This is a genomic window from Cellulomonas sp. H30R-01 (genome assembly GCF_010119915.1).
Lineage (GTDB): Bacteria > Actinomycetota > Actinomycetes > Actinomycetales > Cellulomonadaceae > Cellulomonas > Cellulomonas algicola.
The window spans coordinates 1,865,458-1,887,033 of sequence record NZ_CP048210.1; the positions used below are offsets into that span (position 1 = coordinate 1,865,458).

Below are 21,576 nucleotides of genomic sequence, written 5' to 3' on the forward strand. Positions count from 1 at the left end.
CACGCATGCGGACCACCGACACCCGGCGGCACATCGTCGACGCGGCCCTCGCGCTCGTCGCCGAGCGCGGCTACACCGCGACCGCCGTCGACGACATCGCAGCCGCGGCCGGCGTCGCGAAGGGGTCGGTGTTCTACAACTTCGGCTCCAAGGCCGAGCTGTTCGAGGCGATCATCGCCGAGGGCGTCGCGCGGCTCACCGCGGCGCTGCGGGCGGCCGCCGACGGCCTGACCGGCACGGACGCGGTGGACGCGCTCGTCACCGAGCTGCTCACGCAGGTCCGCGACCACCCGGACTTCGCGAAGGTCATGGTCGCCGAGGTGTTCCGCACGGGCCGCCTGTGGCAGGACTCGATCCGCGCGCTGCGCGACGACGCGATGGGCGTGTTCGCCGGTGCCGTCGAGGCGGCGTGGCCCGGCCGGGACCCGTCGCTCACGGCTGCGGCGCTCTTCGGTGCCACGGTCGTGGCCGGGCTCGAGTGGCTCGTGTTCCAGCCGGAGCGCTCGCTCGAGGACGTGCGGTCAGCGGTGCTGACGACGGTCCGTTGACGTCGCCGCGCGTCCGGCCGGGTCACCGTGCCGACGCGGGACAGGGCTCGGCCCGTCGCGGGACGCGCGCCCGGTCCGGCGCCGGTCGGGCGCCCGTCGGTCGCCGCCGGCGCGTGGGCCAGCGCTGACTCCCCCACCGGCTCGGCGTCCGCACGCCGGACGCTCCGCACGCCGGACACAGCAGGACGCCGGCGGCGACTGGTGTCACCGCCGGCGTCCCGGGGTCGTGCAGGTCGCGGCGCAGCCGCGAGAGATCACTCGCCCGCGCGCTGCGTGGGAACGCCCTGGAGGAGCTGACGCACCTCGGCCTCGTGGAAGCGGCGGTGCCCGCCCAGCGTGCGGACGGCCGAGAGCTTGCCGGCCTGCGCCCAGCGCGTCACCGTCTTGGGGTCCACGCGGAACAGGACCGCGACCTCGCCGGGGGTGAGAAGGGCACCCTGCGTGAGGGGGGCGTCGGTGGTCACAGCCATGGTCATCTCCTGTCGTTCGGTAGCTCGGCTGACCTCGTGGGTCCCGTGGCTTTGCGTCCCCACCTTGCGGCGGGTTTGCCGTTGTCGCTGACAACAAGAACTATGACCGTTTCTGGACAGTTAGTCAAGAAACTCCGCGTCAGTTGCGTGCGGCAAACGGGTGAACTTCAGAGCCGCCCGTATCTCGCACGGGCAAACGCATACCCGCCGTACGCGACGAGCCCGAGCGCCACGAGCCCGAGCAGGAACGGCCCGCCCGGCTGGTCCCGCAGCGTGTGCAGCGCCTGGTCCAGGCCCCCCGCCGCCTGCGGGTCGGCCTTGGCCGCCGCGACGACGAACAGCACCCCCACGACACCGAGCGCGACACCCTTGAGCACGTAGCCCCAGACGCCCAGGCGCTCGACCACGCGCCCCGCCGTCCCCGACGGCAGGCGGTGCAGGTCGGCGAGGAACTTCTTCTTCCAACCCTTGACCACGTGGTAGACGCCGACGCCCACGACCGCCAGACCGACGGCGGCGACGAGGATCCGACCGCCGGGCGCCGACATGAGTCGCGACGTGAGGTCCGCGGTCTGCTGCTCGCTCGACGTGCCGCCGCCGCGCGCGAACGCGAACGACGCGAACGCGAGCGCCAGGTACACGAGCGCACGGCCCGCCGCCTTGGCACGCCACCCGTTCGTCCGCGAGCCCTGGGCACCGCCACCCGACGTGGGCGGTGCGCCACGGACGGCCTTGGCGACCTCCCACGCGCCCAGCGCCGCGAAGGCCACCACGAAGAACCACAGCGCCGCGCCGCCGAACGGCGTCGACGCGACCGTCCCCAGCGCGCCCGACTGGTCGGCCTGCTGGCTGCCGCCTCCGACCGCCACCTGCAGGGCCAGCACGCCGATGAGCACGTGCAGCACCCCGCTCACCGCGTACCCGGCCCGCGCCGCGAGCTCCCAGCCGTGCTCGGCGTGCGTCGTGTTCCCGCTCATCTGCGCCTCACCACCCCGCTCTCCCCCCGGTCGTCCCCCGTGCTCCGTCGCGTCGGATCGTGGCAGCGAACGCGCACCCCCGCGACCGGAGAGGACTGCCGTAGCCTGGGCTCCGCCTCGGGGCAGTAGCTCAGCCGGTCAGAGCAGCGGACTCATAATCCGTGGGTCGTGGGTTCAAGCCCCACCTGCCCCACCCGACGCCCCTCCCCCGCGCGTGCGCGGGGGCCGCACCCCGCGCGGGTACCGTTGCCCGGTGGCTCTCTCCCGTCGACGCCGGCTCCCTGCGGCGGACCGCGCGCTGCTCGACCTGCGCCCCGGCGACCGCGTCCTCGTCGAGGCGCACCTGAGCGACGGCCGGTGGGCGGTCGCGTCCCGCCGGGCGCTGCACCTCCTCGAGGACGGCAAGGTCGCCCGCGTCCCCTGGAGCGAGGTGGACCGCGGGTCGCTCGACCCCGCGACGCGCGTGCTGACGGTCACCTGGGTCTGGGGCGGCACGTCGCGCCTGCCGTTCGCGCAGGACTCCGCGTCCGTGAGCTTCACGCAGACGTTCCGCGAGCGCGTCCAGCAGTCGGTCGTCCACACGGTGCCCGTCACCGTGCCCGGCGGCGCGAAGGTCCGGCTCGCGCTGCGGCGCGACGAGGAGGGCGAGATCTTCACGCAGGTGCTGGGCGACGCGGGCGTGGACGTCGACGACCCCGTCGTCTCCGCGGCACTCGACGTCGCCGAGGCCGAGGCGCGCGACGCGGTGGGTCTGCCCCGCTGACGCGGGTGGCCGCCGGACGCCTCGGGTGGTCCGGAGCACCCTCCGACGGCTGCTAGAGTTTCTTCCCGCGCGATCCCTCGTAGCTCAATTGGCAGAGCATCCGACTGTTAATCGGACGGTTACTGGTTCGAGTCCAGTCGAGGGAGCTTCGCACCGAGGCCCCCGCCCGGCACCACGCCGAGCGGGGGCCTTCGTCGTACCGCCACATCTCCGCCCCGGCCGCGCAGCAGGGCCGCCCCACGCCTGCGCGCGACGCCGTGCCATCCGGATCGTGAGAAGTGCGCCGCTCCGCCTTGCCCTGCGAGCAGCGCTGTGGTGACGTCTGCCGCCTGCCGGGAGCGAGTCTCCTCCCGCCCGCCGACGCCCGAGAGGAAGGACCCACCCGTGCCGACCACGACGTCCTCCTCCGTCCGCGTCCCCGCGTCGCCGGCCCTCGCGCGCCGGTCGTGTCGCTGTCGCCGCTGCTGCCCGTCCTGATCCACCGGCGACCACGCCGGAGCAGCCCCCGGTCGACGCCGTGACGCGTGCGCCTCCTGCGCGCAGCCGCCGCGTCGGCCTCTCGACGCACCGGAGAGACACGACCATGACCCTCGACCTGACCCTGCCGCCCACCACTGCGACCGCACCCGCCGCGCCCGCCGCAGCCGCCGCACCCGGCACACTCGGCACCGCGGAGCTCGCCGACCTCGTGCGGTCGATCGCGGCGCGCCCGGACCGCTGGCGTCCGCTCGTCCGCTTCCAGGAGAGCGGACGGTGGTGGACCCGGCTCGACGCACCGGCCGGCGTCGACGTGTGGCTCCTCACGTGGCTGCCCGCGCAGGGCACCGAGCTGCACGACCACGGTCGGTCGTCCGCGGCGTTCACCGTCGCCGCGGGCACCCTGACCGAGCTCCGCCCGGGCGACGACGGCGCGCCCGTCCCGCAGGGCTTCGCGGCCGGGCGCACCCAGACGGTCGAGCCGGGTGATCTGCACGACGTGGTCAACGCGGGGACGGAGCCGGCCGTGAGCATCCACGCCTACTCTCCCCCGCTCACCCGCATGACCTACTGGGGTGCGGGGCCGGACGGCGTGCTGGTGCCGACGCGCACCGTCGACACCGACGAGCCGGAGACGGACGCGTGACCGCCGCGGTGCGCCGCCGCACGATCGACGACGTCCTCGCGGAGGCTCGCGCGCGCCTGCACCGCCTCACGCCGCACGAGGCGTGGGCCGCAGTCGAGCGCGGTGCGCTCCTCGTGGACATCCGCCCCGCCGCGCAGCGGGCGGCCGAGGGCGAGGTGCCGGACGCAGTCGTCATCGAGCGCAACGTGCTCGAGTGGCGGCTCGACCCCGCGAGCGCGCACCGCATCCCCGCGGCGACCGGGTACGACGTCGAGGTCGTCGTGCTGTGCTCGGAGGGGTACACGTCGAGCCTCGCGGCGGCGTCGCTCGCCGACCTGGGGCTGCACCGGGCGACGGACGTCGACGGCGGGTTCAGCGCGTGGCGAGCGGCGGGTCTGCCGACCGCCGGGGTGCCCGTGGGCGGGACGGCGCGCACGGTGCACGCCTGACCGGCTCAGCGGGCCGCGTCGTCCCGGTCGCCCTCGCCGTCCCGGTCGAACATGGACACGACGCCCGAGGCCTCGAGCGCCATCAGCGGGCTGCCCGACGCGCCGCGCAGCGGGACGCGCGACGACTGGTGGGACGCGACGGTCACGAGCACCGCGATGACCGAGGAGTCGATGAACGTGGCCCGGGTCAGGTCGATCTCGCGCACCCCGGCGGCGACGAGGGTCGGGCCGAGCTCGCCGCGCGCGACGCCGAGCTCGTCGGCGAGGTCGAGGACGGACGCGACGTCGACGTCGCCGTCGACGCGCAGCACGTGCGGGTGCTCGGGGTCGACCCGAAGGCCGTCCTGCGGGGCGTCTGCGCCGTCCAGGCGTGTCGGTGACGTCACGTGCCCCAGTATGACGACTCGACGCGGGCACCGTCGTACCCGACGCGCGACACCGCCGCCTGGCCGACCGGGCGACGCGCCCGTCGCCGGTGCGCACGGACGCGTCCGGGCGGGTACGGTCGGCGGGTGCACGCGGAGGTCGACGGCAACGAACGCTCGTTCGCGTCCTCCGTGGGGTCCCTCGCGCGGGCGCGCGCGTGGTCGATGGAGCGGGCCCGCGACGCGGGTGCGCCCAAGCGCGTGGTCGACTCCGTCCAGCTCGCGATGAGCGAGGCGTTCACCAACGCGGTGCGGCACGCTCCCGGCTCGCAGTCGATCACGGTGCGCGCGGTCCAGCGCGACCGCGAGGTGACGTTCGAGGTGCACGACGGCACGACGACAGCGCCCCGGCGGCGCTCGGGACGCGAAGGCCTGCCCGGTGGTCACGGCCTGCACATCCTGGACGCGGTGACGTCGGGCTGGGGGTGGCGTCCGACGCGCGGCGCGGGCAAGGTCGTGTGGTTCACGGTCCGCTGGTGACCGGCGCTCGGGTGACGTAGGCGTCACCTGCGGGGCTCGTCACACGGCCCGTGCTTGACCGGGCGCGGTGCCCACCACCCCGTCCGTGCGTGTCCGCACGCTGCCACGACGGTCGGCAGCGCGCCCGGTCGGGGCCGGGCGGGCGGCGGCGCAGGTGCGCGGTTACGGTCGACGGATCGCATGCGGTCGGCGTCCGGAGGGCGGCGGCGGCCGGGTCGGTGGCGAGAGGACGCGCGATGGTGGCGGCGGAGAAGGTGGCGCTCGTGACGGGCGCCGGGTCGGGCATCGGCCGGGCGAGCGCGCTGCGGCTCGCGGCCGACGGCATGACGGTCGTGGTGCTCGGGCACCGGCAGGAGAGCGCCGACGAGGTCGCCGCGGAGATCCGCGACGCCGGTGGCACCGCGGTGCCGGTCGCGGCCGACGTCGCCGACGCCGAGGCGGTCCGGGGCGTGGTGCGGCGCGTCGAGGAGGAGCTCGGCCGGCTCGACGTCGTCGTCGCGAACGCCGGGGTGAACGGCGTGTGGGCGCCGGTCGACGAGATCGAGCCCGAAGAGTGGGACGCGACCATCGGCACGAACCTCACCGGCACGTTCCTCACCCTGCGGTACACGGTCCCCCTGCTCGTGCGGCAGGGCGGTGCGGTCGTCGTCGTGTCGTCCATCAACGGGACCCGCACGTTCAGCAACTCGGGCGCGTCCGCCTACGCGACGAGCAAGGCGGGGCAGGTGGCGCTGGCGCGCATGCTCGCGGTCGAGCTCGCGCCGCGCGGGGTGCGCGTCAACGTCGTGTGCCCGGGCGCGATCGACACGGAGATCGGCGACAACACCGAGCAGCGGAACACCGAGCGCCTGGGGGTGACGGTCGAGTTCCCCGACGGCGAGATCCCGCTCACGGGGTCCGAGCCCGGGCGCGCGTCGCAAGTCGCGGACGCGGTCGCGTTCCTCGTGTCCGACGGCGCGAGCCACATCACCGGCACCGAGGTGTTCGTCGACGGGGGCCAGTCGCTCGTCGTCTGAGCGGGACGTCCCGCGCAGCGAGCGACTGTCACGGGCTGGTCGTCATCACCGCGAGCGCGTCCTCGTCGAGCGGCCGGTCCGCGAGCACCAGCCGGACCGCGTCCGGGTCGGGGTTGCCCACGTCGGGTCCGCGCCAGGCGAGCGTGAGCCCGAGACGCTCGGCGAGGCGGCGGGACGCCGCGTTGTGCTCGAGGAGGTAGGCGGCGACCGGGACGTCGGGCCGGACGTCGCGGGCGGCGTCGAGCGCGGCGCTCGCGAGCTCGTGCGCGAGCCCGCGACCCTGCGCCTCGACCGCGAACCGGTAGTACACGTTCCAGACGGTGCCCTCGCGCAGCGTCACGCCGCCGATCCCGATCACCCGGTCGTCCTCGCGGTCGCGCGCGGTCCAGTAGCCCAGGCCGTCGTCGTCCCACGCGGTGGCGTACCGCTCGAGCTGGGTGCGGGTCTGGTCGGTCGACGTGTGCCGCCCGGACGGCAGGTGCTCCCACAGCCGCGCGTCGGCGTTCAGCACGAACACCGGCTCGGTGTCGTCGACGCGTACGGCGTCGAGGCGCAGGCGGGCGGTGAGGACGTGGCGCAGGTCGGTCACGGCTCGACCGTAGGCGGGGCGTGCGTCGGGTGTCACGAGCGCGGCGTCGGGCGCGGTCACGGTCGCGGGTCGGGCACCGCGGGGTCACGCCGCTCGGCAGCGCGCGGCGGGCGCCGCCAGGGGTGGACGTCGGACCACGCCGGCCCGCGGCCGTCGTGCCGTCAGACGGCGTCGACCTCGCCCGTCGCCGGGCGGACGAGCCCGGCGTCGAACGCCGCGACCACGAGCTGGACGCGCGTCGCGAGGCCGAGCCGGGACAGCATCGAGCTGACGTGGCTCTTGACGGTGGCCTCCGTGAGCGCGAGCGCGGCAGCGACGTCGGCGTTCGTGGCCCCCGTCGCGAGGTGCACGAGCACGTCCCGCTCGCGCGGCGTGAGCCGGTCGAGCACCTGCCGGGCCGCCGGTGACGCGGTGCGCGACCGGACCGCGTCGGCGGCCTCCGCGAGCCGGACGTACCGCGCGACGACGTCCCGGGTGACCGCGGGGTCGAGCAGCGAGTCGCCCGCGTGGACGCGCCGGACGGCGGCGACGAGCTCGGCGGGGTCGGCGTCCTTGAGGAGGAACCCGTCCGCACCCGCGCGCAACGACGCGACGACGTACTCCTCGTCGTGGAACGTCGTGAGCATGATCGTGCGGGTGCCCGCGAGCGCCGGGTCGGCGACGAGCGCTGCGACCGCGTCGATGCCGTTGCCGTCCGGCATGCGGATGTCCATGAGGACGACGTCGGGGCGCGTCGCCCGGACGGCGTCGACCGCGTCGGTGCCCGTGCCGGCCTCCCCGACCACGGCCATGTCGTCCTCGTGCTCGAGGATCATGCGCAGCCCGAGCCGGATCGTGGGCTGGTCGTCGACGACGACCAGGCGCACCGTCACCGCGCCGCCTCGGCCACGGCGGCGCCGGGACCGCGCGGCGTCGTCGTCGGGAAGGACGCGTGCACCGACCACCCGCCGTCGCCGGTGGGTCCGGCGTCGAGGCGACCGCCGCACGCGCGTGCCCGCTCGCGCATGTGGACCAGGCCGTGACCCCCGGACGGGCTCTCGGCGCGGTGCGGTCCCGGGTCACGGACGACGAGGTGCAGCGTCTCGCCCCGGTCGTCGACGCGGACCTCGGCGCGTGTCGCGCGGGAGTGCAGCAGCACGTTCGTCAGCGCCTCCTGGGCGATGCGGGCGACGGCGAGCGCGACGTCGGGCGGCAGGTCGACACGGTCCGGGAGCGTGAGGTCGACGGCGACGCCGGCCTCACGCAGCCGCTGCGCCGCACGCCCGACGTCGTCGACCCCGGGTGCCGGGGCGAGCGCGGCGGAGACGCCGGCGGAGGCGGACGACCCCGCCGTCCCCCGGGCTCCGGCGTCGAGGGCGTCTGCCCGGTCGTCGGCGCGCAGCACGTGGACGAGGCCGCGCATCGCGGTGAGCGCCTCCTTGCCCGCGCCGGCGATCCACGCGGTCGCCTCGGCGGTGGCCTCCGGACGGCGCCCGGCGACGCGGTTGGCCGCCTGCGCGCGCACGACGATCGCGCTGACGTGGTGCGCGACGACGTCGTGCAGCTCCCGCGCGATCCGGGTCCGCTCCGCGAGCACCGCGCGCTCGGTGCGCACCTCCTGCAGCCGGCGCAGCTCGGCGTTGCGGGCCGCCAGGTCGGCGCTGGTCCGCTCGAGGCGGTGGACGACGGCGCCGAGGACCACCACCGCGCACGCGAGCGTCGCGAGCGCGACCGAGTAGGACACGTCGACGAGCGGCATCCAGGGCAGCAGCCACACGTCGAGGTGGCGCGTGACGGCGAGCCCGCCGGGCACGAGCAGGGCCAGCGTGCCGCCCACGGTCGCGACGGCTCCGACGACCGGCGCGACCGCACCCGCCCGCGCGCCGACGAAGGCCGCGGCAAGCAGCGGGGCGAGGTGCAGCTCGGACTGCAGGCCCGTGCGGTAGACGAGCGGGTAGCCCACGACGACACCCCAGAACGTCGCACGCGGGTGCCCCCGCCACGCCGCGACGACGACCGCGAGCGCGAGCCCGCACCACCACCAGGCGGACACCCACCGCGGGTTCCACCAGTCCGAGGAGCGCAGCACCTCGACGACGACGCACCACGCGAGCCCGACGGCGACGCCGAGCAGGAGGTCACGGACGTCGCCGGACGTCGGGGCGACGGCCGCGTCGGGCGTGGTGGACCCGGGGTGGGGCGCGGTCGGGTGCACCAGACGACGCTAACCGCGCGACTGCGCGCCGCCCGACCGCCCCCGGACGGAGATCCGGGACCGGCGGGTCAGACCCGGGACGGACACCGGGCGGGCACCTTCCGTCGATCGGCCGCGGACGGTTCGGCCGCCGCTCCGACGCGGTCACCGCACGACCTTGCCGACGCTGGAGCCATGACCAGCAGGACGACCCGACCCCGCTCCCCCCTCCGCCTCGTGCCCGCGCTCGTCGTCGGCACGACCGCCGCCGTGACGGCCGTCGGTGCGGCCGCGTTCGCATCGGGTGCGCTCGACTCCGTGCTCGCACCACCCGCCCTCTCCGACGCGGGTCACCCCCAGGACGGCGTGGGGCTCGCCGACCCGGCGGCCGCTCCCCCGCGCGCGGTCGACGGCCTCGACGCGGAGCTCCTGCGGCGGTTCGACGCCGCGCGCGCGGCGGCCGCCGAGGACGGCGTCGACCTGACGATCACGTCCGGGCACCGGACGGCCGAGCAGCAGCAGTCGCTCGTCGACGACGCCCTCGCGCGGTACGGCTCGGAGGCCGAGGCGCACCGGTGGGTCGCACCCGTGGACGGCTCGGCGCACGTCGCGGGCACGGCGATCGACGTGGGCGCGACCGACGGGGCGTACTGGCTGCTCGACCACGGCGCGGAGTTCGGGCTGTGCCAGGTGTTCGCGAACGAGGTGTGGCACTTCGAGGCGACGATCGAGCCGGGCGGGACGTGCGGGCCGACCGTGCCGGACGCGTCCGGGCTCTGGCACTGACCGGCGCACGTCGCGCCCGGCTCGGGGCTCGGGTGGTCAGCCCTGCGCGTCGCGCCAGGCCACCCACTGCTCGGCGAGCGACAGGTCGTAGTCGGGGCCCGACGTGCCGACGGTGAAGAGCGTCACGCCGGCGTCGACGAGCGCGTCGGCGACCTCGCTGGGCGGGGCGCTGACGGCGACGCTGCGCTCGACGAGCGTGCCCGTGTCACGGCCGACGGCCTCGCCGTGCTCGTCGAGGATCGCGCTCTTGCGCGCGAGGGTGTCGACGTCGCCGAACGAGTGCCACGCGTCGGCGTGCTCGGCGACGACGCGCAGCGTCTTGCGCTCGCCACCACCGCCGATCAGGATCGGGATCTCGCGCGTCGGCGCCGGGTTGGACCTCGCCCAGCGCTCCTTGATGCGCGGCATGGCGCTCGCGAGGTCCGCGATGCGCGAGCCCGCGGTGCCGAACTCGTAGCCGAACTGGTCGTAGTCCTTCTCGAACCAACCTGCGCCGATGCCGAGGATCAGCCGGCCGCCGCTGATGTGGTCGACCGTGCGGGCCATGTCGGCCAGCAGCTCGGGGTTGCGGTACGAGTTGCAGGTCACGAGCGCGCCGATCTCGACGCGGCTCGTCTGCTCGGCCCACGCGCCGAGCATCGTCCAGCACTCGAAGTGCTTGCCGTCGGGGTCGCCGTAGAGCGGGAAGAAGTGGTCCCAGTTGAAGATGACGTCGACGCCGAGGTCCTCCGCCCGGCGCACGGCGTCGCGGATCTGGGAGTAGTCGGCGTGCTGGGGCTGGAGCTGGACTCCGATGCGGAGACGACGTGTCATGCCGTCACGCTACGTCCGCTCCTGGCGCCGCGCGGCCCGACCGGGGCACGGTCTCACGCTGCGGTCCGACCACGGTCCCGGCGGGTGCCGGACGGGGCCCGCGGCGGCCTCCGGGGGGAGGCCGCGCGGGCCGGTCGGTCAGGCGGCCTCGTGCCGGGCGGTGTGCCGCCCGACGACGCTGCCGTCGGGGACGATCGCGTCCTGCTCGACGTGGGCGCCGGCCTCGACCACGACGTCCGCACCGAGGCGCGCACGGCTGCCGATGCGGGCGCGCGCACCGACACGGGTGCCGGGGCGCAGGTGGACGGTGGAGCCGACGACGACGTCCGGGCCGACCTGGACGTTGCGGTCCACCCAGCTCGCGGTCCCGATCCGCGCCCCGGGTCCGACGCGTGCGCCGGACTCGACGTAGGCGGTGGCGGCGACGCTCGCCTCCTCGTGGACCTGGGCGCCCGGCGACACGAGCCCGCCACCGTTCGGGTGGCGGTCGTAGCGCATGGTGGTGCCGTCGTCGGCCTCGAACTCGATCCGTCCGCGGGTCTTCCTGGTCATGCCACTCCTCTCGGGAACGGTTCTCGCTCTCTGTTCAACGAGTGCGTGCGCGCGCATGTTTCCGCGCGGTCTGTGGTGGCGCTCACAGCGGGACGCGGTCAGGGCTTGCCGGGCTTCTTCGCGTGGGGAGGCGTCTTCGGCTCGGCCTTGCCGGGGTCCGGCGCTCGGTTGGCCTCGGCCTCCTTGCGCGCCGCGGCGGCCTCCGCGTTGGCCTGCGCGAGCGCCGCGTCGGCCTCGGCCTGGGCGGCCGCCGCCTGCTGCGCGGCCTCCGCGGTCGCCTGAGCGCGAGCCGCCTCCGCGGCGGCCTCGGCGGCTGCCGCCTGCGCCGCCGCCTCGGCAGCGGCCTGCGCCGACGCCGACGCCTCGAGCTCGGTCGCGACGTCGTCGATCGCCGCGGAGAGGGTCGCGTACCTCTCGGCCGAGAGGTCACCGCTCGAGCGGCCGTCCTCGACCTCGGCGCGCAGGCGGTCCAGCAGCGCACCGGCCGCGTCGAAGCGCCCCTCCGCGGACGCCTGCGTGACGGCGAGGACGTCTGACTGCAGGGCCCGCGCGCGGTCCGCGTCGAGGTCGGGGCGCGCGCAGCCCGTCGCGCCGAGCAGGACCGTCGCGACCAGCACCGACGCGGCCCACCGCCGCGCGCTCACGGCGTGACTCCGTGCTGCAGACGGACCAGCGCGTCGCCGAGCGGCCCGTCGACCATCGGGTACGCGGGCGGAGGCGTCTGCGGCTCGGGCGCCGAGGCGGGCCGGACGAGCAGCACGACCGCGAGGGCGACGCCGACGAGGAGCGCCGCGGCGACGACGAGGACCGGCGCACGCCCCCAGCGCGCGACGGCGCGGTGCGCGGTCGCCGTGACACGGCCGACGACCACCGCCGCCGCGGTCCGGGCCCGGTCCACCGGGGAGCGGGGCGCGCCCGCAGGCGCCGCGAGGGTGGGAGCCGGGGCGCCCGGCACCCGCGCGTCCGGGACCTCCGGCACCCGCGCGTCCGCGACGTCCGCGACCCTGGCGTCGGTGGCCGACCGACCGTCTGCGGCGCCCGTCGGCGCGCCCGTCGCCGAGGTGGACGCGACCGCGGTGGCCTCGTGCGGGAGGCGGTCCGTCGCGTCGGACGGCAGGCCCAGCGCGGCCGCGTCGGCAGCCATGGTCGGTTCGTCGACGATCCCGCTGCCGGCGGCCGGACGGACGGCCGGGAGCAGGAGCGTCGCGCCCGCCGGGGGCGTCGGCGGGACCCGACCGTCGAGGACGTCCGCGAGCTCTCCGGCCACCTCGTCCGCGGTCGGGCGGTCCTCCGGACGACGGCGCGTCATGCGGACCAGCAGGTCGGCGAGGTGACCGTCGACGTCGTCGGGCACGTGGGGGTCGCGCGAGAGCCGTGCGGCGGCGACCTCCGCCATCGTGCCGGCGAACACGGGCCGGCCCGTCACGCACTCGAGCAGCACGAGCCCGAGCGCGTACACGTCGCTCGACGGCGCGAGCGCGCTCCCGACGGCCTGCTCGGGGCTGAGGTAGGACGCGGTGCCGACGATCATGCCGGTCACCGTGAGGCGCGTGGCCGCGGCGAGGCGGGCGATGCCGAAGTCGACGAGCTTGACCGGGTGGTCGGGCAGCTCGTCGAGGTCGAGGCAGTCGTCCGTCGTCAGCAGGATGTTGCCCGGCTTGACGTCCCGGTGGATGACGCCGCGCGCGTGCACGACGGCGAGCGCCTCGGCGGCCGCCCGGCCGACGGCGGCGGTCTGCCGGACGGTGAGCGCGCCGTCGTCGGCGAGCCGTCGCGCGAGCGTCGGCCCGGGCACGAGCTCCATGACGAGGTACGCCTGGACGTCGCCGACGTCGACCGGCACGGTGTCGGCGTCGAAGAGCCGGACGAGACCGGGGTGCCGCAGCCCGGCGAGGACGCGGATCTCCGCCTCGTGCCGGCGCAGGTCGTCGCTGTCGCGCGGGACGGGCGGCAGGACCTTCACGGCGACCGTGCGGTGCAGCAGCTCGTCGGTCGCGCGGTGCACGACGGCGGCGCCGCCGCGACCGATGACCTCGTCGAGCCGGTACCGGTGCCCGAGGACCACGGGGGCAGCGGACGCGCCGGTCCCCCGGGACGGCGTCGGCGCGCTGCCGAGGACGGACGGTGGCACGTCGAAAGACGCTAGGCGACCGCGCGACGAGTCGCACGCCGGGGCGCCCGGAGCACCACCCGACCGGGCGAACCGCACGCACCGATCGCGAGGGGCCCGGGGTCAGCGCGACGGGAAGCCCCGCCAGGGGCCCGGCACGGTCAGGCGGAACCGCAGCGCGAGGACGCGCAGCACGAAGATCAGGAGCACCACGCCCGTGATGGTGGCCGCGTCGAGCGCGTCCCACCGCCACAGGAACACCGTCAGCGCGGCTCCGAGCAGCGCGGGCACCGCGTAGAGCTGCCGGTGGTGCAGGACGACGGGCACCTCGCCCGTGAGCAGGTCGCGCAGCACGCCCCCGCCGACGCCCGTCATGACGCCGACGAGGACCGCGGCGACCGCGGTCGTGCCGAGCTCGAGACCCTTGATGGTCCCGACGACGGTGAACACCGCGAGCGCGCCCGCGTCGAGCACGACGATGACGCGACGCGCGCGTTCGAGCCGCGGGTGGAAGAAGTACATGGTGAGCGCGCCGACGACGGCGGTGACGACGAGCCGCCAGTCGGAGATCCCGACGGGCGGCACCGCGCCGATGAGCACGTCGCGCAGCATGCCGCCGCCCAGACCGGCCGCCCAGCCGAGCACGAGGATGCCGAACACGTCGAACTGCTTGCGGACCGCCGCGAGCGCTCCCGACATGGCGCCGACGTAGACGCCGAGGATCTCCAGGAGCGGCTCGTAGGGCAGGTCGGCGATCACGGGACGTCATCCTCCCAGGCCGACGAGGCGGGCCCGCGGGACCTGCCGGTCACGCCGTCCCGTCCGGCGGGCGCAACGGACCGGCGTGCGGTCCGTGCGTGGCGGTGCGCCCGATGCGGGCCGCGAACCGGGCGCGGCGCACGGACACGTGCTGCCACACCGTCTGCTGGACGATCAGGGTGAGCCACCCGGCGACCGCCATGCCGGAGATGTTGACGACGAGCTGCAGCACGCTGCCCGTGATCTCGTGCGCGACGCCGAACGCGATCCCGAGCGCGAGGTTGCCCGCGGCGGGGATCGTCGTCACGGAGATGAACACGCCCGTGAGACCACCCACGCGCGACGACGTGAGCGACAGCACACCCGCGGCGCCCGCGATGACGGCGACGACGATCGACCAGCGGTCGGGCCGGTAGATGAAGTCGGTGCCGGGGCGCGGACCCGTCACGTCGTCGAGCGTCACCCAGCCGACCCCGCGCAGCACGAGGGCGGCCGCGGCGGCCAGACCGATCGCGACGACGAACCCGACGAGCAGGGCGAGCGCGGCGCGCCGCAGCAGCCGCCAGCGCCGGCGGACCAGCGCGACGCCGAGCGCGGCGACCGCGCCGAACTCCGGCCCGAGGACCATCGCGCCGATGACGATCACCTGCGAGTCGACGATGATCGCGATGCTCGCGAGGAGCGTCGCGAGGCTCATGAAGCTGAGGAACGTCCACGTGAGCTCGGTGTCGTCGTAGGCGCGCAGCACGACCTGCGGCCACACGACCGAGTCGGAGCTCGCCCCGGGGGCGAGCCGCTCCGCCTCCCAGCCCGCGCGCGACACCCACGTGTCGACGGGCGTGAGCTGGATGGTGCCGACCTGCTGCACGTCGAGCGCGAGGAGCCGCTCGACGACGTCGTCGGCCGCCTCGCGCGCCAGGTCGGCCGTCACGACGTCGCCGACCGGACGCAGCGCCGTGCCGGTGCCGACGGTGAGCGCCGACACGGCCGGGTCGTCGCGCAGCACGTCGAGCACGGAGTCGGTGACGTCGGCCGGGACGGTCACGCGCAGCTGCAGCACGGCGCCAGTCTGGCCCGGCGCCGGCGAGCGTCTCGGGCGCCACGCGGACGCGTCAGCGCACGCGTGGCGGCAGGGCGTGCAGCACGAGGTCGTGCAGACCTCCGTCCGCGAGCGTGAACGTGAGGTAGGTGCAGGCCGGCTGGCGGCGGCGGTCCGTCGGCGACCCGGGGTTGAGCAGCCGGAGGCCGCCACGCGTGGTGGTGTCCCACGGGATGTGCGAGTGGCCGAACACGAGCACGTCGAGGTCGGGGTACGCGGCGTCGCACCGCCGCTCGCGTCCCGTCGCCGCGCCGGTCTCGTGCACGACCCCGACACGCACCCCGGCGACCGTGGCACGGGCCACCTCCGGCACACGCGCCCGCACGTCCCGGCCGTCGTTGTTGCCGTGGCACGCGAGCAGCGCGCGCGACCGTGCGGCGAGCGCGTCGACCAGCGCCGCGTCGACCCAGTCGCCCGCGTGCACCACGAGGTCCGCACGCCCGACCTCGTCCCACAGCTCCGTGGGGAGGTCGCGCGCCCGGCCCGGCACGTGCGTGTCGGCCATCGCCACGACCCGCACGCGCTCCCCCGTCGACGGGCTCACGGGCGCGGGTCCACGCGCCGCCACGGGCGCTCGTCACGACGCGTGCGCGTGCCCGCGGCGCACCGGTGGCAGACGTGCGCGACGGCGTCGGCGTGCGCCCCCGTGGCCGGGTCGGCGTCCGCCCACGCGACGTGCGGGAACCGTGCCAGGTCGGCCCGCGCGAGCGGCAGCCCGCACACCGTCTGGTTCGTCCCGGGCAGCCACGCGTGCACGTCGCCGGCCGGTCGCCGGACGCCCTCGGGGTCCACCCACGTGCTCGACGCTGCCACCCGGGCACCGGTCACGCGTCGTGTCGCCACGTGCCCCTCCTCCGTCGTCGCTCCGCAGGCCGTGCGGGCCACTGTGCGACGGTGCCGTCGGAGGCGCACCTGCACCACGCTGACCTGCACGGACGCGGGACGCGCCGCCCCCGCTGGACGGATCGCCCCGCGGGGCTCACACTTGCCGTCGCCCCCTCGATGTTCCGGCCGCAGAGCGCCGGGAAAGGACCCGTGCGGTCGTGCTGCGCACCGTGACCTCCCACCTGTCGATCGACGTGCGTCAGCCGCTCGAGCTGCTGCTCGCCGTGGCCGTCGCGGACGGCGCCCACGACCGCTCCGAACAGCTCGCCGTGCGCCACGAGGACGGGCCGCTGGACGTCGTCGAGATCAAGGGTCCGCACGGCGGGCGCACCCACCGGGTGCTCGCCCCCGCCGGCCGGCTGGTCGTCGACTACAGCGCCACGGTGATCGGACAGGCGGACGCGCCCCCGGTGGACGACATCGACCTCGTCGAGTACCGCCGGCCCAGCCGCTACGCCGACTCCGACCGTCTGCTCGCGTTCGCGCGCGACCAGTTCCGCGGGCTCGAGGGCGTCGACCTGCTCGACGCGGTCGTCGCGTGGGTCACCGGGCACGTCACCTACCTGTCGGGGTCGAGCCTCCCGACGGACGGCGCGACGGACACGCTGCTCAAGCGGCGCGGCGTGTGCCGCGACTTCGCGCACCTCGTCGTCGCGCTGCTGCGCGCCACCGACGTCCCGGCGCGGCTCGCGTCCGTCTACGCGCCCGGGCTCAAGCCCATGGACTTCCACGCGGTCGCCGAGGCGTACGTCGACGGCGCCTGGCACGTGGTCGACGCGACCCGGCTCGCGCCGCGCCAGTCGTTCGTGCGGATCGCGACGGGACGTGACGCGACGGACACCGCGTTCATGTCCTACTACGGCGGGTCGCTGACGCTACGCGCGATGACGGTGACCGCGACCGTGCAGGGCATGCTGCCCGTCGACGACGGCTCGGGTCTCGTCACGCTCCGCTGACGTCCGCCGTCCGCTCGGCTGCCGCGGGCCTCGACCGCGGGTGCGGTCACCGGTCGTGCGGGCCGCCCTCGGTGAGGTCGGGCGACGTGTCGGGCTGGTGCACGCACACCCAGAGGCTCTCCGGCTCGACGGTGATGTCGAGCGTGCGGCCCGGGTCGAGCACGTCCCCGTCGAGCTGACGGGGCTGCGGCCGGTCGGCGCGGATGACGACGTGCGAGCCCCGCATCATCTCGCGCGCGGGGACCCGCTTGTGGCGCAGCGCGATGCCGGCCACGAGCTGCAGCCAGTGCCCGAGGTTGCGCGGCGCGAGCACCGCGACCTCCATCGTCCCGGTGTCAGGCTGCGCGTCGGGCAGCAGCGTGATCCCGCCCTGCAGACGGCCGACGTTGCCGACGAGGACGGAGCGCGCGCGCCGACGCTGCGGCGTTCCGCCGTCGATCTCGATCTCCACGTGCATCGCGTCGTCGGCCAGGTGCTTGATCGCGGAGAAGACGTAGGCGATCGATCCCGCGCTGTTCTTGAGGCGGGTCGGCGCGTCGTCCATGGTCGCCGCGTCGAGGCCCATGCCGGCCATGACCGCGAACACCTGGCCGTCCACCCGGCCGACGTCGATCTGCCGCCGCCCGCGCCGCAGCACGGTGTCGACGCCGTCGGGCACGTTGGTCGGGACGTCGAGGTTCGCGGCGAGCAGGTTGCCGGTGCCGCCCGGCAGGACGGCGAGGGCCGTCTCGGTGCCGACGAGTCCCTCGATGACCGCACGCACGGTGCCGTCGCCTCCGCACACGAGCACGACCTCGGCGCCGTCCTCGACGGCCTGCCGCGCCTGCCCGGTGCCCGGGTCCTCGGCGGTCGTCTCGAGCCACGCGGGCGCGGGCCAGCCGGCCTCGGCGAGCTGCTCGGTGATGGCCTCGCGCAGCTCGTCCGTGCCCTCGACCCGGTTGGGGTTGACGACCACCGCCGTGCGCAGCGGCTTGTCGCCGTCGCGCTGCTGCGGGGCGGGCTCGGTCGGGGTGCGCGCGGTCTCGGTCACGGGGCTGATTGTCCTGGCCGCGACCCGGTCCCGCGCGGCGAGCGACCGTGACGTGACCGCCGGCGCGTCAGGCGCTCTCGCGCAGCGTGCGCCGGCGCCCCTCCAGCGCGACGAGCTCGGCGAACGCGGCCTGGTAGGCGGCCGTGTCCTCGGCCGGGTCCATGCGCTGCAGCCGACCGCGCAGGTCGGCGATGCTGCGGGTGAAACCGATCTCGACGAGCCGCAGCACGACGTCGCGCACGTAGCCCGGCATCGACTCGGGCCGGTCCTCCGGCAACGGCGCGACGGCGAGCTCGGTGACGAGCGGCCGGACCGCCTCCGCCGCCTGCTCGACGACCGCGTCGACCCAGCCGGTCGACGTACCTCCCGCGGCCGCGACGGCCGCGCGCGCCGCCGCGACGCCCCCGGCCGCGCGCACCGCCTCGTGCACCGCGCGGTGCGCGGGCGCGGCGAACGCGTCGGCGCCCAGGTCGTCGAACTGCGCGGGGACGTGCTCGGGCTGCTGGAGGACGACCTCGAGCGCGGTCCGCTCGATCTGCACGACGGGGTCACGACGGTCCGGCGCGGGCATCCGCGCGACCGGCGCGTCGCCGTACGGGCCGTCGGGGCGCTCGTCACGCGACCAGCGGTCGTCCTGGCGTCCGCGGCCGTCCGGTCCGGGCCGGCGGTCGTCGGACCGCGACCACTGCCCGTCGCGCCGCCCGCCGTCACCGCGGCCGCGCCGGCCGTCGCTCCCCCGCCAGTCGCCGCGCCCGCCCCGGCCACCCTCGGAGCGACCGCCGTCGGGACGACCCCGGCGGTCGTCGGACCGCTGCTCGCCGCCGCGCGTGGCGCCACGGCTCGGGCCGGCGGCCGCGACCGCGCGCCGCACGGTCTCCTGGTCGTCGATGCCGAGCCAGCCTGCGAGGAGGCGCGTGTACTCGGGCCGCAGCGCCGCGTCCCGGATGCCGGCGACGACGGGGGCCGCCGCGCGCAGCGCCGCGACGCGGCCCTCGGCGGTGCGCAGGTCGTGCGAGTCGAGGGTCGAGCGGATGACGAACTCGAACAGCGGCGTCCGGCCGGCGACCAGGGCGCGCACGGCGTCGGGGCCCTTCGCCTGGCGCAGCTCGCACGGGTCCATCCCGGACCGCTCGACCGCGACGAACGTCTGCGCGGAGAACGACTGGTCCTCGCCGAACGCGCGCAGGGCCGCCTTCTGACCGGCGGCGTCGCCGTCGAACGTGAAGATGATCTCCCCCCCGATCGACGTGCCGGACGCGAGCTGGACGCCGCCCGTCGACCCGGCGTCGCCGACGAGCCGTCGCACGATGCGCGCGTGGTCGGAGCCGAACGCCGTCCCGCACGTCGCGACCGCGGCGCCGACACCCGACAGGTGCATCGCCATGACGTCGGTGTAGCCCTCGACCACGACGACGCGCTTGTCGCGCTGCATGTCGCGCTTCGCGAGGTCGATGCCGTACAGCACCTGCGACTTGCGGTAGAGCGGCGTCTCCGGGGTGTTGAGGTACTTCGGCCCCTGGTCCTCGTCGAACAGACGCCGCGCGCCGAACCCGACCGTCTCCCCCGTGACCTCGCGGATCGGCCAGACGAGCCGCCCGCGGAACCGGTCGTAGACCCCCCGCTGGCCCTGGCTGACGAGCCCCGACGCGACGAGCTCCGCCTCGGTGAAGCTCCGTCCGCGCAGGTGGCGCAGCAGCCCGTCCCAGCCCTGCGGCGCGAACCCCACGCCGAACTGCTCGGCCGCCGACCGGTCGAAGCCCCGCTCGGCGAGGAACGCGCGCCCCGCGGCCGCCGCGGGCGTCGTCAGCTGCTCGCGGTAGAACTCCTCGGCGACCCGGTGCGCGTCGAGCAACCGGCGCCGCCTACCCGGCTCCTCGCCAGGCCGCGGTGCGCCACCCTCCTCGTACCGGAGCTGGATCCCGACGCGGCCCGCGAGGTACTCGACGGCCTCCGTGAAGCCCAGCCCGTCGACCTTCATGACGAACGCGATGACGTCGCCGCCCTCGCCGCAGCCGAAGCAGTGGTAGCGGCCGACCTGCGGGCGGACGTGGAACGACGGGGAACGCTCGTCGTGGAACGGGCACAGGCCCTTCATCGAGCCGACGCCCGCGGGCTTCAGGCTGACGTGGGCGCCGACGATCTCCTCGATGCGCGCACGCTCGCGGACCGCCTCCACGTCCTCCCGTCGGATGCGTCCCGCCACGCCGGTGAGTCTAGGCGTCGCGCGGCGCGGCCCGGCCCGCCCGCGACGTCGTTCGCCCGGGCGCGCGGCCCGCGCTCAGTGCCGCGGCGGGTGGACGAGCCGCGCATGCATCTCCGCCGCCGACACGTCCGTGAGCGACGCCACCTGGTCGACGACCACGCGCAGCCGCGCGGCGTCGTCGGGGGCCTGCGCCCAGTCGGCGGCGAACGGCGGCTCGAGGGCCAGCGGCGCACGGTCCGACATCACGCGGACGAGGTCGGTGAGCACCTCGCGCTGCCGGTGGTAGAGCGGCTCGAGCTCGCGTGGCGCCATGACGTACGCGACCGCGAGGCCCTTGAGCACGAGGATCTCGGCCGTGGTGCCGATCGGCACCACGAGGTTCGCGGCGTACCGGGTGAGCGGGCCGTCGCCGTACTCGGCGCGCGTGGCCGTCTGCGCGGCCTTGGCGAACCGGCCGATGAGCTGGCTGGTCGCGTCCTTCAGCATCGCGAGCGCACCGCGTGACCCGTCGAACGCCGTCGACGCCCACAGGTGCGCCGCGACCAGGCGGTCCATCGCGTCGTGCAGCCCGTTCTCGTCGACCGCGTCGCCGTACCAGGTCTGCACGGCCTCGACGATGCGCGCCCGCTCGTCCGGCCGCGTCAGCACCTCCAGGTCCAGCCGTCCGCCGACGACCGCGTCCTCGACGTCGTGCACCGAGTAGGAGATGTCGTCGGCGAGGTCCATGACCTGCGCCTCGAGGCACTTGCGACCCGCAGGGGCGTCCTCGCGCAGCCACGCGAACACCGGCAGGTCGTCCTCGTAGACGCCGAACTTGTGCGTCGGCCGGCCGCTCGCGGCGCTCACCGGCCCCTGCCCGTACCGCCACGGGTACTTGACCGACGCGTCGAGGCTCGCGCGCGTGAGGTTGAGGCCGACCGTCTGCCCGTCGGGCCCGACGACCTTCGGCTCGAGCCGGGTCAGCAGGCGCAGCGTCTGCGCGTTGCCCTCGAACCCGCCGATGCCGCGCGCGAGGTCCGCGAGCGCGCGCTCGCCGTTGTGCCCGAACGGCGGGTGGCCGAGGTCGTGCGCGAGGCACGCGGTGTCGACGACGTCCGGGTCGCAGCCGAGCGCCTTGCCGATCTCGCGGCCGACCTGCGCGACCTCGAGGGTGTGCGTGAGCCGCGTCCGCACGAAGTCGTCCGAGGAGGGGCCGAGCACCTGCGTCTTCGCCCCCAGCCGCCGCAGCGCGGACGAGTGCACGATGCGCGCGCGGTCCCGCTCGAACGCGGTGCGCTCGCGCGACTTGGGGGCCTCGGCGACCCACCGCTCCCGGTCGGCGTCGACGTAGCCGTCGAGGTCGAGGGTGTCGAGTGCGGTCACGGGTCCAGGGTATCGAGTCGCGCCGGACG

General features: G+C 75.8%; 25 protein-coding genes, 2 tRNA genes and 1 riboswitch. Of the genes, 10 read left to right on the forward strand and 17 right to left on the reverse strand.

The window, feature by feature from the left end; translation table 11 throughout:
- The first annotated feature begins 5 nt into the window (after nucleotides 1–5).
- Nucleotides 6–548 (forward strand): TetR/AcrR family transcriptional regulator, encoded by a 543-nt coding sequence (locus tag GXP71_RS08310; RefSeq protein ID WP_162352275.1) that lies wholly within the window; start codon nucleotides 6–8, stop codon nucleotides 546–548.
- A gap of 254 nt (nucleotides 549–802) precedes the next feature.
- Here the strand turns inward: GXP71_RS08310 and GXP71_RS08315 are convergent, their stop codons facing one another.
- Nucleotides 803–1,018: a BldC family transcriptional regulator gene (locus tag GXP71_RS08315; protein ID WP_200829613.1), complete on the reverse strand. Its 216-nt coding sequence runs from the start codon at nucleotides 1,016–1,018 to the stop codon at nucleotides 803–805.
- A gap of 15 nt (nucleotides 1,019–1,033) precedes the next feature.
- A riboswitch (cyclic di-GMP riboswitch) is annotated at nucleotides 1,034–1,108 on the reverse strand.
- 77 nt (nucleotides 1,109–1,185) lie between these two features.
- Nucleotides 1,186–1,995: a DUF1206 domain-containing protein gene (locus tag GXP71_RS08320; protein ID WP_162352276.1), complete on the reverse strand. Its 810-nt coding sequence runs from the start codon at nucleotides 1,993–1,995 to the stop codon at nucleotides 1,186–1,188.
- Nucleotides 1,996–2,114: 119 nt separating this feature from the next.
- On the opposite strand from GXP71_RS08320, the gene GXP71_RS08325 reads away from it, so the two are divergent.
- From GXP71_RS08325 to GXP71_RS08345, 5 genes are all read left to right on the forward strand, one after another.
- Nucleotides 2,115–2,188 (forward strand) — tRNA-Ile (locus GXP71_RS08325).
- A 60-nt stretch (nucleotides 2,189–2,248) separates the two neighbouring features.
- Nucleotides 2,249–2,758 (forward strand): hypothetical protein, encoded by a 510-nt coding sequence (locus GXP71_RS08330; RefSeq protein WP_162352277.1) that lies wholly within the window; start codon nucleotides 2,249–2,251, stop codon nucleotides 2,756–2,758.
- Between the two features lie 73 nt (nucleotides 2,759–2,831).
- Nucleotides 2,832–2,904 (forward strand) — tRNA-Asn (locus tag GXP71_RS08335).
- A gap of 437 nt (nucleotides 2,905–3,341) precedes the next feature.
- On the forward strand, nucleotides 3,342–3,881 hold the full coding sequence (locus GXP71_RS08340) for a cysteine dioxygenase family protein (protein ID WP_162352278.1): 540 nt from the start codon (nucleotides 3,342–3,344) through the stop codon (nucleotides 3,879–3,881).
- On the forward strand, nucleotides 3,878–4,309 hold the full coding sequence (locus GXP71_RS08345) for a rhodanese-like domain-containing protein (protein WP_202924349.1): 432 nt from the start codon (nucleotides 3,878–3,880) through the stop codon (nucleotides 4,307–4,309). Before GXP71_RS08340 ends, GXP71_RS08345 begins: the two co-directional genes overlap by 4 nt.
- A 5-nt stretch (nucleotides 4,310–4,314) precedes the next feature.
- Here GXP71_RS08345 and GXP71_RS08350 read toward each other — a convergent pair whose 3' ends face one another.
- Entirely contained in the window at nucleotides 4,315–4,695 is a 381-nt protein-coding gene (locus GXP71_RS08350; RefSeq protein WP_124341338.1) for an STAS domain-containing protein, read from the reverse strand.
- Nucleotides 4,696–4,821: 126 nt separating this feature from the next.
- Between GXP71_RS08350 and GXP71_RS08355 the strand changes: the two genes are divergently transcribed.
- Entirely contained in the window at nucleotides 4,822–5,214 is a 393-nt protein-coding gene (locus GXP71_RS08355) for an ATP-binding protein (protein ID WP_162352279.1), read from the forward strand.
- Between the two features lie 236 nt (nucleotides 5,215–5,450).
- Nucleotides 5,451–6,230: an SDR family NAD(P)-dependent oxidoreductase gene (locus GXP71_RS08360; protein WP_162352280.1), complete on the forward strand. Its 780-nt coding sequence runs from the start codon at nucleotides 5,451–5,453 to the stop codon at nucleotides 6,228–6,230.
- A 28-nt stretch (nucleotides 6,231–6,258) separates the two neighbouring features.
- On the opposite strand, the gene GXP71_RS08365 is transcribed toward GXP71_RS08360, so the two are convergent.
- From GXP71_RS08365 to GXP71_RS08375, 3 genes are all read right to left on the reverse strand, one after another.
- Nucleotides 6,259–6,819, reverse strand: coding sequence for a GNAT family N-acetyltransferase (locus GXP71_RS08365; RefSeq protein ID WP_238402684.1), 561 nt, complete (start codon nucleotides 6,817–6,819; stop codon nucleotides 6,259–6,261).
- Between the two features lie 161 nt (nucleotides 6,820–6,980).
- Complete coding sequence (locus GXP71_RS08370; RefSeq protein ID WP_162352281.1) at nucleotides 6,981–7,691, reverse strand: response regulator transcription factor; 711 nt, start codon at nucleotides 7,689–7,691, stop codon at nucleotides 6,981–6,983.
- Entirely contained in the window at nucleotides 7,688–9,013 is a 1,326-nt protein-coding gene (locus GXP71_RS08375; protein WP_162352282.1) for a sensor histidine kinase, read from the reverse strand. The genes GXP71_RS08370 and GXP71_RS08375 overlap by 4 nt, the downstream gene beginning before the upstream one ends.
- Before the next feature lie 174 nt (nucleotides 9,014–9,187).
- Here GXP71_RS08375 and GXP71_RS08380 point away from each other — a divergent pair, with 174 nt between their 5' ends.
- Entirely contained in the window at nucleotides 9,188–9,778 is a 591-nt protein-coding gene (locus GXP71_RS08380; RefSeq protein WP_162352283.1) for a M15 family metallopeptidase, read from the forward strand.
- 36 nt (nucleotides 9,779–9,814) lie between these two features.
- Here the strand turns inward: GXP71_RS08380 and GXP71_RS08385 are convergent, their stop codons facing one another.
- From GXP71_RS08385 to GXP71_RS08420, 8 genes are all read right to left on the reverse strand, one after another.
- Nucleotides 9,815–10,591 (reverse strand): LLM class F420-dependent oxidoreductase, encoded by a 777-nt coding sequence (locus tag GXP71_RS08385; protein WP_162352284.1) that lies wholly within the window; start codon nucleotides 10,589–10,591, stop codon nucleotides 9,815–9,817.
- Nucleotides 10,592–10,729: 138 nt separating this feature from the next.
- Nucleotides 10,730–11,143: a transferase gene (locus GXP71_RS08390; protein WP_162352285.1), complete on the reverse strand. Its 414-nt coding sequence runs from the start codon at nucleotides 11,141–11,143 to the stop codon at nucleotides 10,730–10,732.
- Nucleotides 11,144–11,241: 98 nt separating this feature from the next.
- On the reverse strand, nucleotides 11,242–11,787 hold the full coding sequence (locus GXP71_RS08395; RefSeq protein WP_162352286.1) for a mucin-associated surface protein: 546 nt from the start codon (nucleotides 11,785–11,787) through the stop codon (nucleotides 11,242–11,244).
- Complete coding sequence (locus GXP71_RS08400; protein ID WP_162352287.1) at nucleotides 11,784–13,274, reverse strand: serine/threonine-protein kinase; 1,491 nt, start codon at nucleotides 13,272–13,274, stop codon at nucleotides 11,784–11,786. The genes GXP71_RS08395 and GXP71_RS08400 overlap by 4 nt, the downstream gene beginning before the upstream one ends.
- A gap of 102 nt (nucleotides 13,275–13,376) precedes the next feature.
- The gene (locus GXP71_RS08405; protein ID WP_162352288.1) at nucleotides 13,377–14,012 is read right to left on the reverse strand and encodes a trimeric intracellular cation channel family protein; all 636 of its coding nucleotides are present in this window, start codon (nucleotides 14,010–14,012) and stop codon (nucleotides 13,377–13,379) included.
- 49 nt (nucleotides 14,013–14,061) lie between these two features.
- A complete protein-coding gene (locus GXP71_RS08410; RefSeq protein WP_162352289.1) occupies nucleotides 14,062–15,072 on the reverse strand; it encodes a DUF389 domain-containing protein in 1,011 nt (336 codons plus the stop codon).
- A 52-nt stretch (nucleotides 15,073–15,124) separates the two neighbouring features.
- Nucleotides 15,125–15,616, reverse strand: coding sequence for a metallophosphoesterase (locus GXP71_RS08415; protein WP_202924384.1), 492 nt, complete (start codon nucleotides 15,614–15,616; stop codon nucleotides 15,125–15,127).
- Nucleotides 15,617–15,651: 35 nt separating this feature from the next.
- Nucleotides 15,652–15,954, reverse strand: coding sequence for a hypothetical protein (locus GXP71_RS08420; RefSeq protein ID WP_162352290.1), 303 nt, complete (start codon nucleotides 15,952–15,954; stop codon nucleotides 15,652–15,654).
- 200 nt (nucleotides 15,955–16,154) lie between these two features.
- On the opposite strand from GXP71_RS08420, the gene GXP71_RS08425 reads away from it, so the two are divergent.
- Nucleotides 16,155–16,952, forward strand: a complete 798-nt coding sequence (locus GXP71_RS08425) for a transglutaminase family protein (RefSeq protein ID WP_162352291.1) — start codon at nucleotides 16,155–16,157, stop codon at nucleotides 16,950–16,952.
- A gap of 46 nt (nucleotides 16,953–16,998) precedes the next feature.
- Here the strand turns inward: GXP71_RS08425 and GXP71_RS08430 are convergent, their stop codons facing one another.
- The 3 genes from GXP71_RS08430 to GXP71_RS08440 all read right to left on the reverse strand — a co-directional run bounded on the left by GXP71_RS08430 (nucleotide 16,999) and on the right by GXP71_RS08440 (nucleotide 21,547).
- A complete protein-coding gene (locus tag GXP71_RS08430) occupies nucleotides 16,999–17,982 on the reverse strand; it encodes a diacylglycerol kinase family protein (RefSeq protein WP_162352292.1) in 984 nt (327 codons plus the stop codon).
- Nucleotides 17,983–18,049: 67 nt separating this feature from the next.
- Nucleotides 18,050–20,185, reverse strand: a complete 2,136-nt coding sequence (dnaG, locus tag GXP71_RS08435; protein ID WP_162352293.1) for a DNA primase — start codon at nucleotides 20,183–20,185, stop codon at nucleotides 18,050–18,052.
- A 75-nt stretch (nucleotides 20,186–20,260) separates the two neighbouring features.
- Entirely contained in the window at nucleotides 20,261–21,547 is a 1,287-nt protein-coding gene (locus tag GXP71_RS08440; protein WP_162352294.1) for a deoxyguanosinetriphosphate triphosphohydrolase, read from the reverse strand.
- Between the last annotated feature and the right edge of the window lie 29 nt (nucleotides 21,548–21,576).

Coding starts and splice junctions, on each gene's coding strand:
- GXP71_RS08390 (WP_162352285.1), bottom strand. CDS start 11,143: ATGACCAGGAAGACCCGCGGACGGATCGAGTTCGAGGCCGACGACGGC.
- GXP71_RS08385 (WP_162352284.1), bottom strand. CDS start 10,591: ATGACACGTCGTCTCCGCATCGGAGTCCAGCTCCAGCCCCAGCACGCC.
- GXP71_RS08360 (WP_162352280.1), top strand. CDS start 5,451: ATGGTGGCGGCGGAGAAGGTGGCGCTCGTGACGGGCGCCGGGTCGGGC.
- GXP71_RS08380 (WP_162352283.1), top strand. CDS start 9,188: ATGACCAGCAGGACGACCCGACCCCGCTCCCCCCTCCGCCTCGTGCCC.
- GXP71_RS08340 (WP_162352278.1), top strand. CDS start 3,342: ATGACCCTCGACCTGACCCTGCCGCCCACCACTGCGACCGCACCCGCC.
- GXP71_RS08310 (WP_162352275.1), top strand. CDS start 6: ATGCGGACCACCGACACCCGGCGGCACATCGTCGACGCGGCCCTCGCG.
- GXP71_RS08320 (WP_162352276.1), bottom strand. CDS start 1,995: ATGAGCGGGAACACGACGCACGCCGAGCACGGCTGGGAGCTCGCGGCG.
- GXP71_RS08315 (WP_200829613.1), bottom strand. CDS start 1,018: ATGGCTGTGACCACCGACGCCCCCCTCACGCAGGGTGCCCTTCTCACC.
- GXP71_RS08415 (WP_202924384.1), bottom strand. CDS start 15,616: ATGGCCGACACGCACGTGCCGGGCCGGGCGCGCGACCTCCCCACGGAG.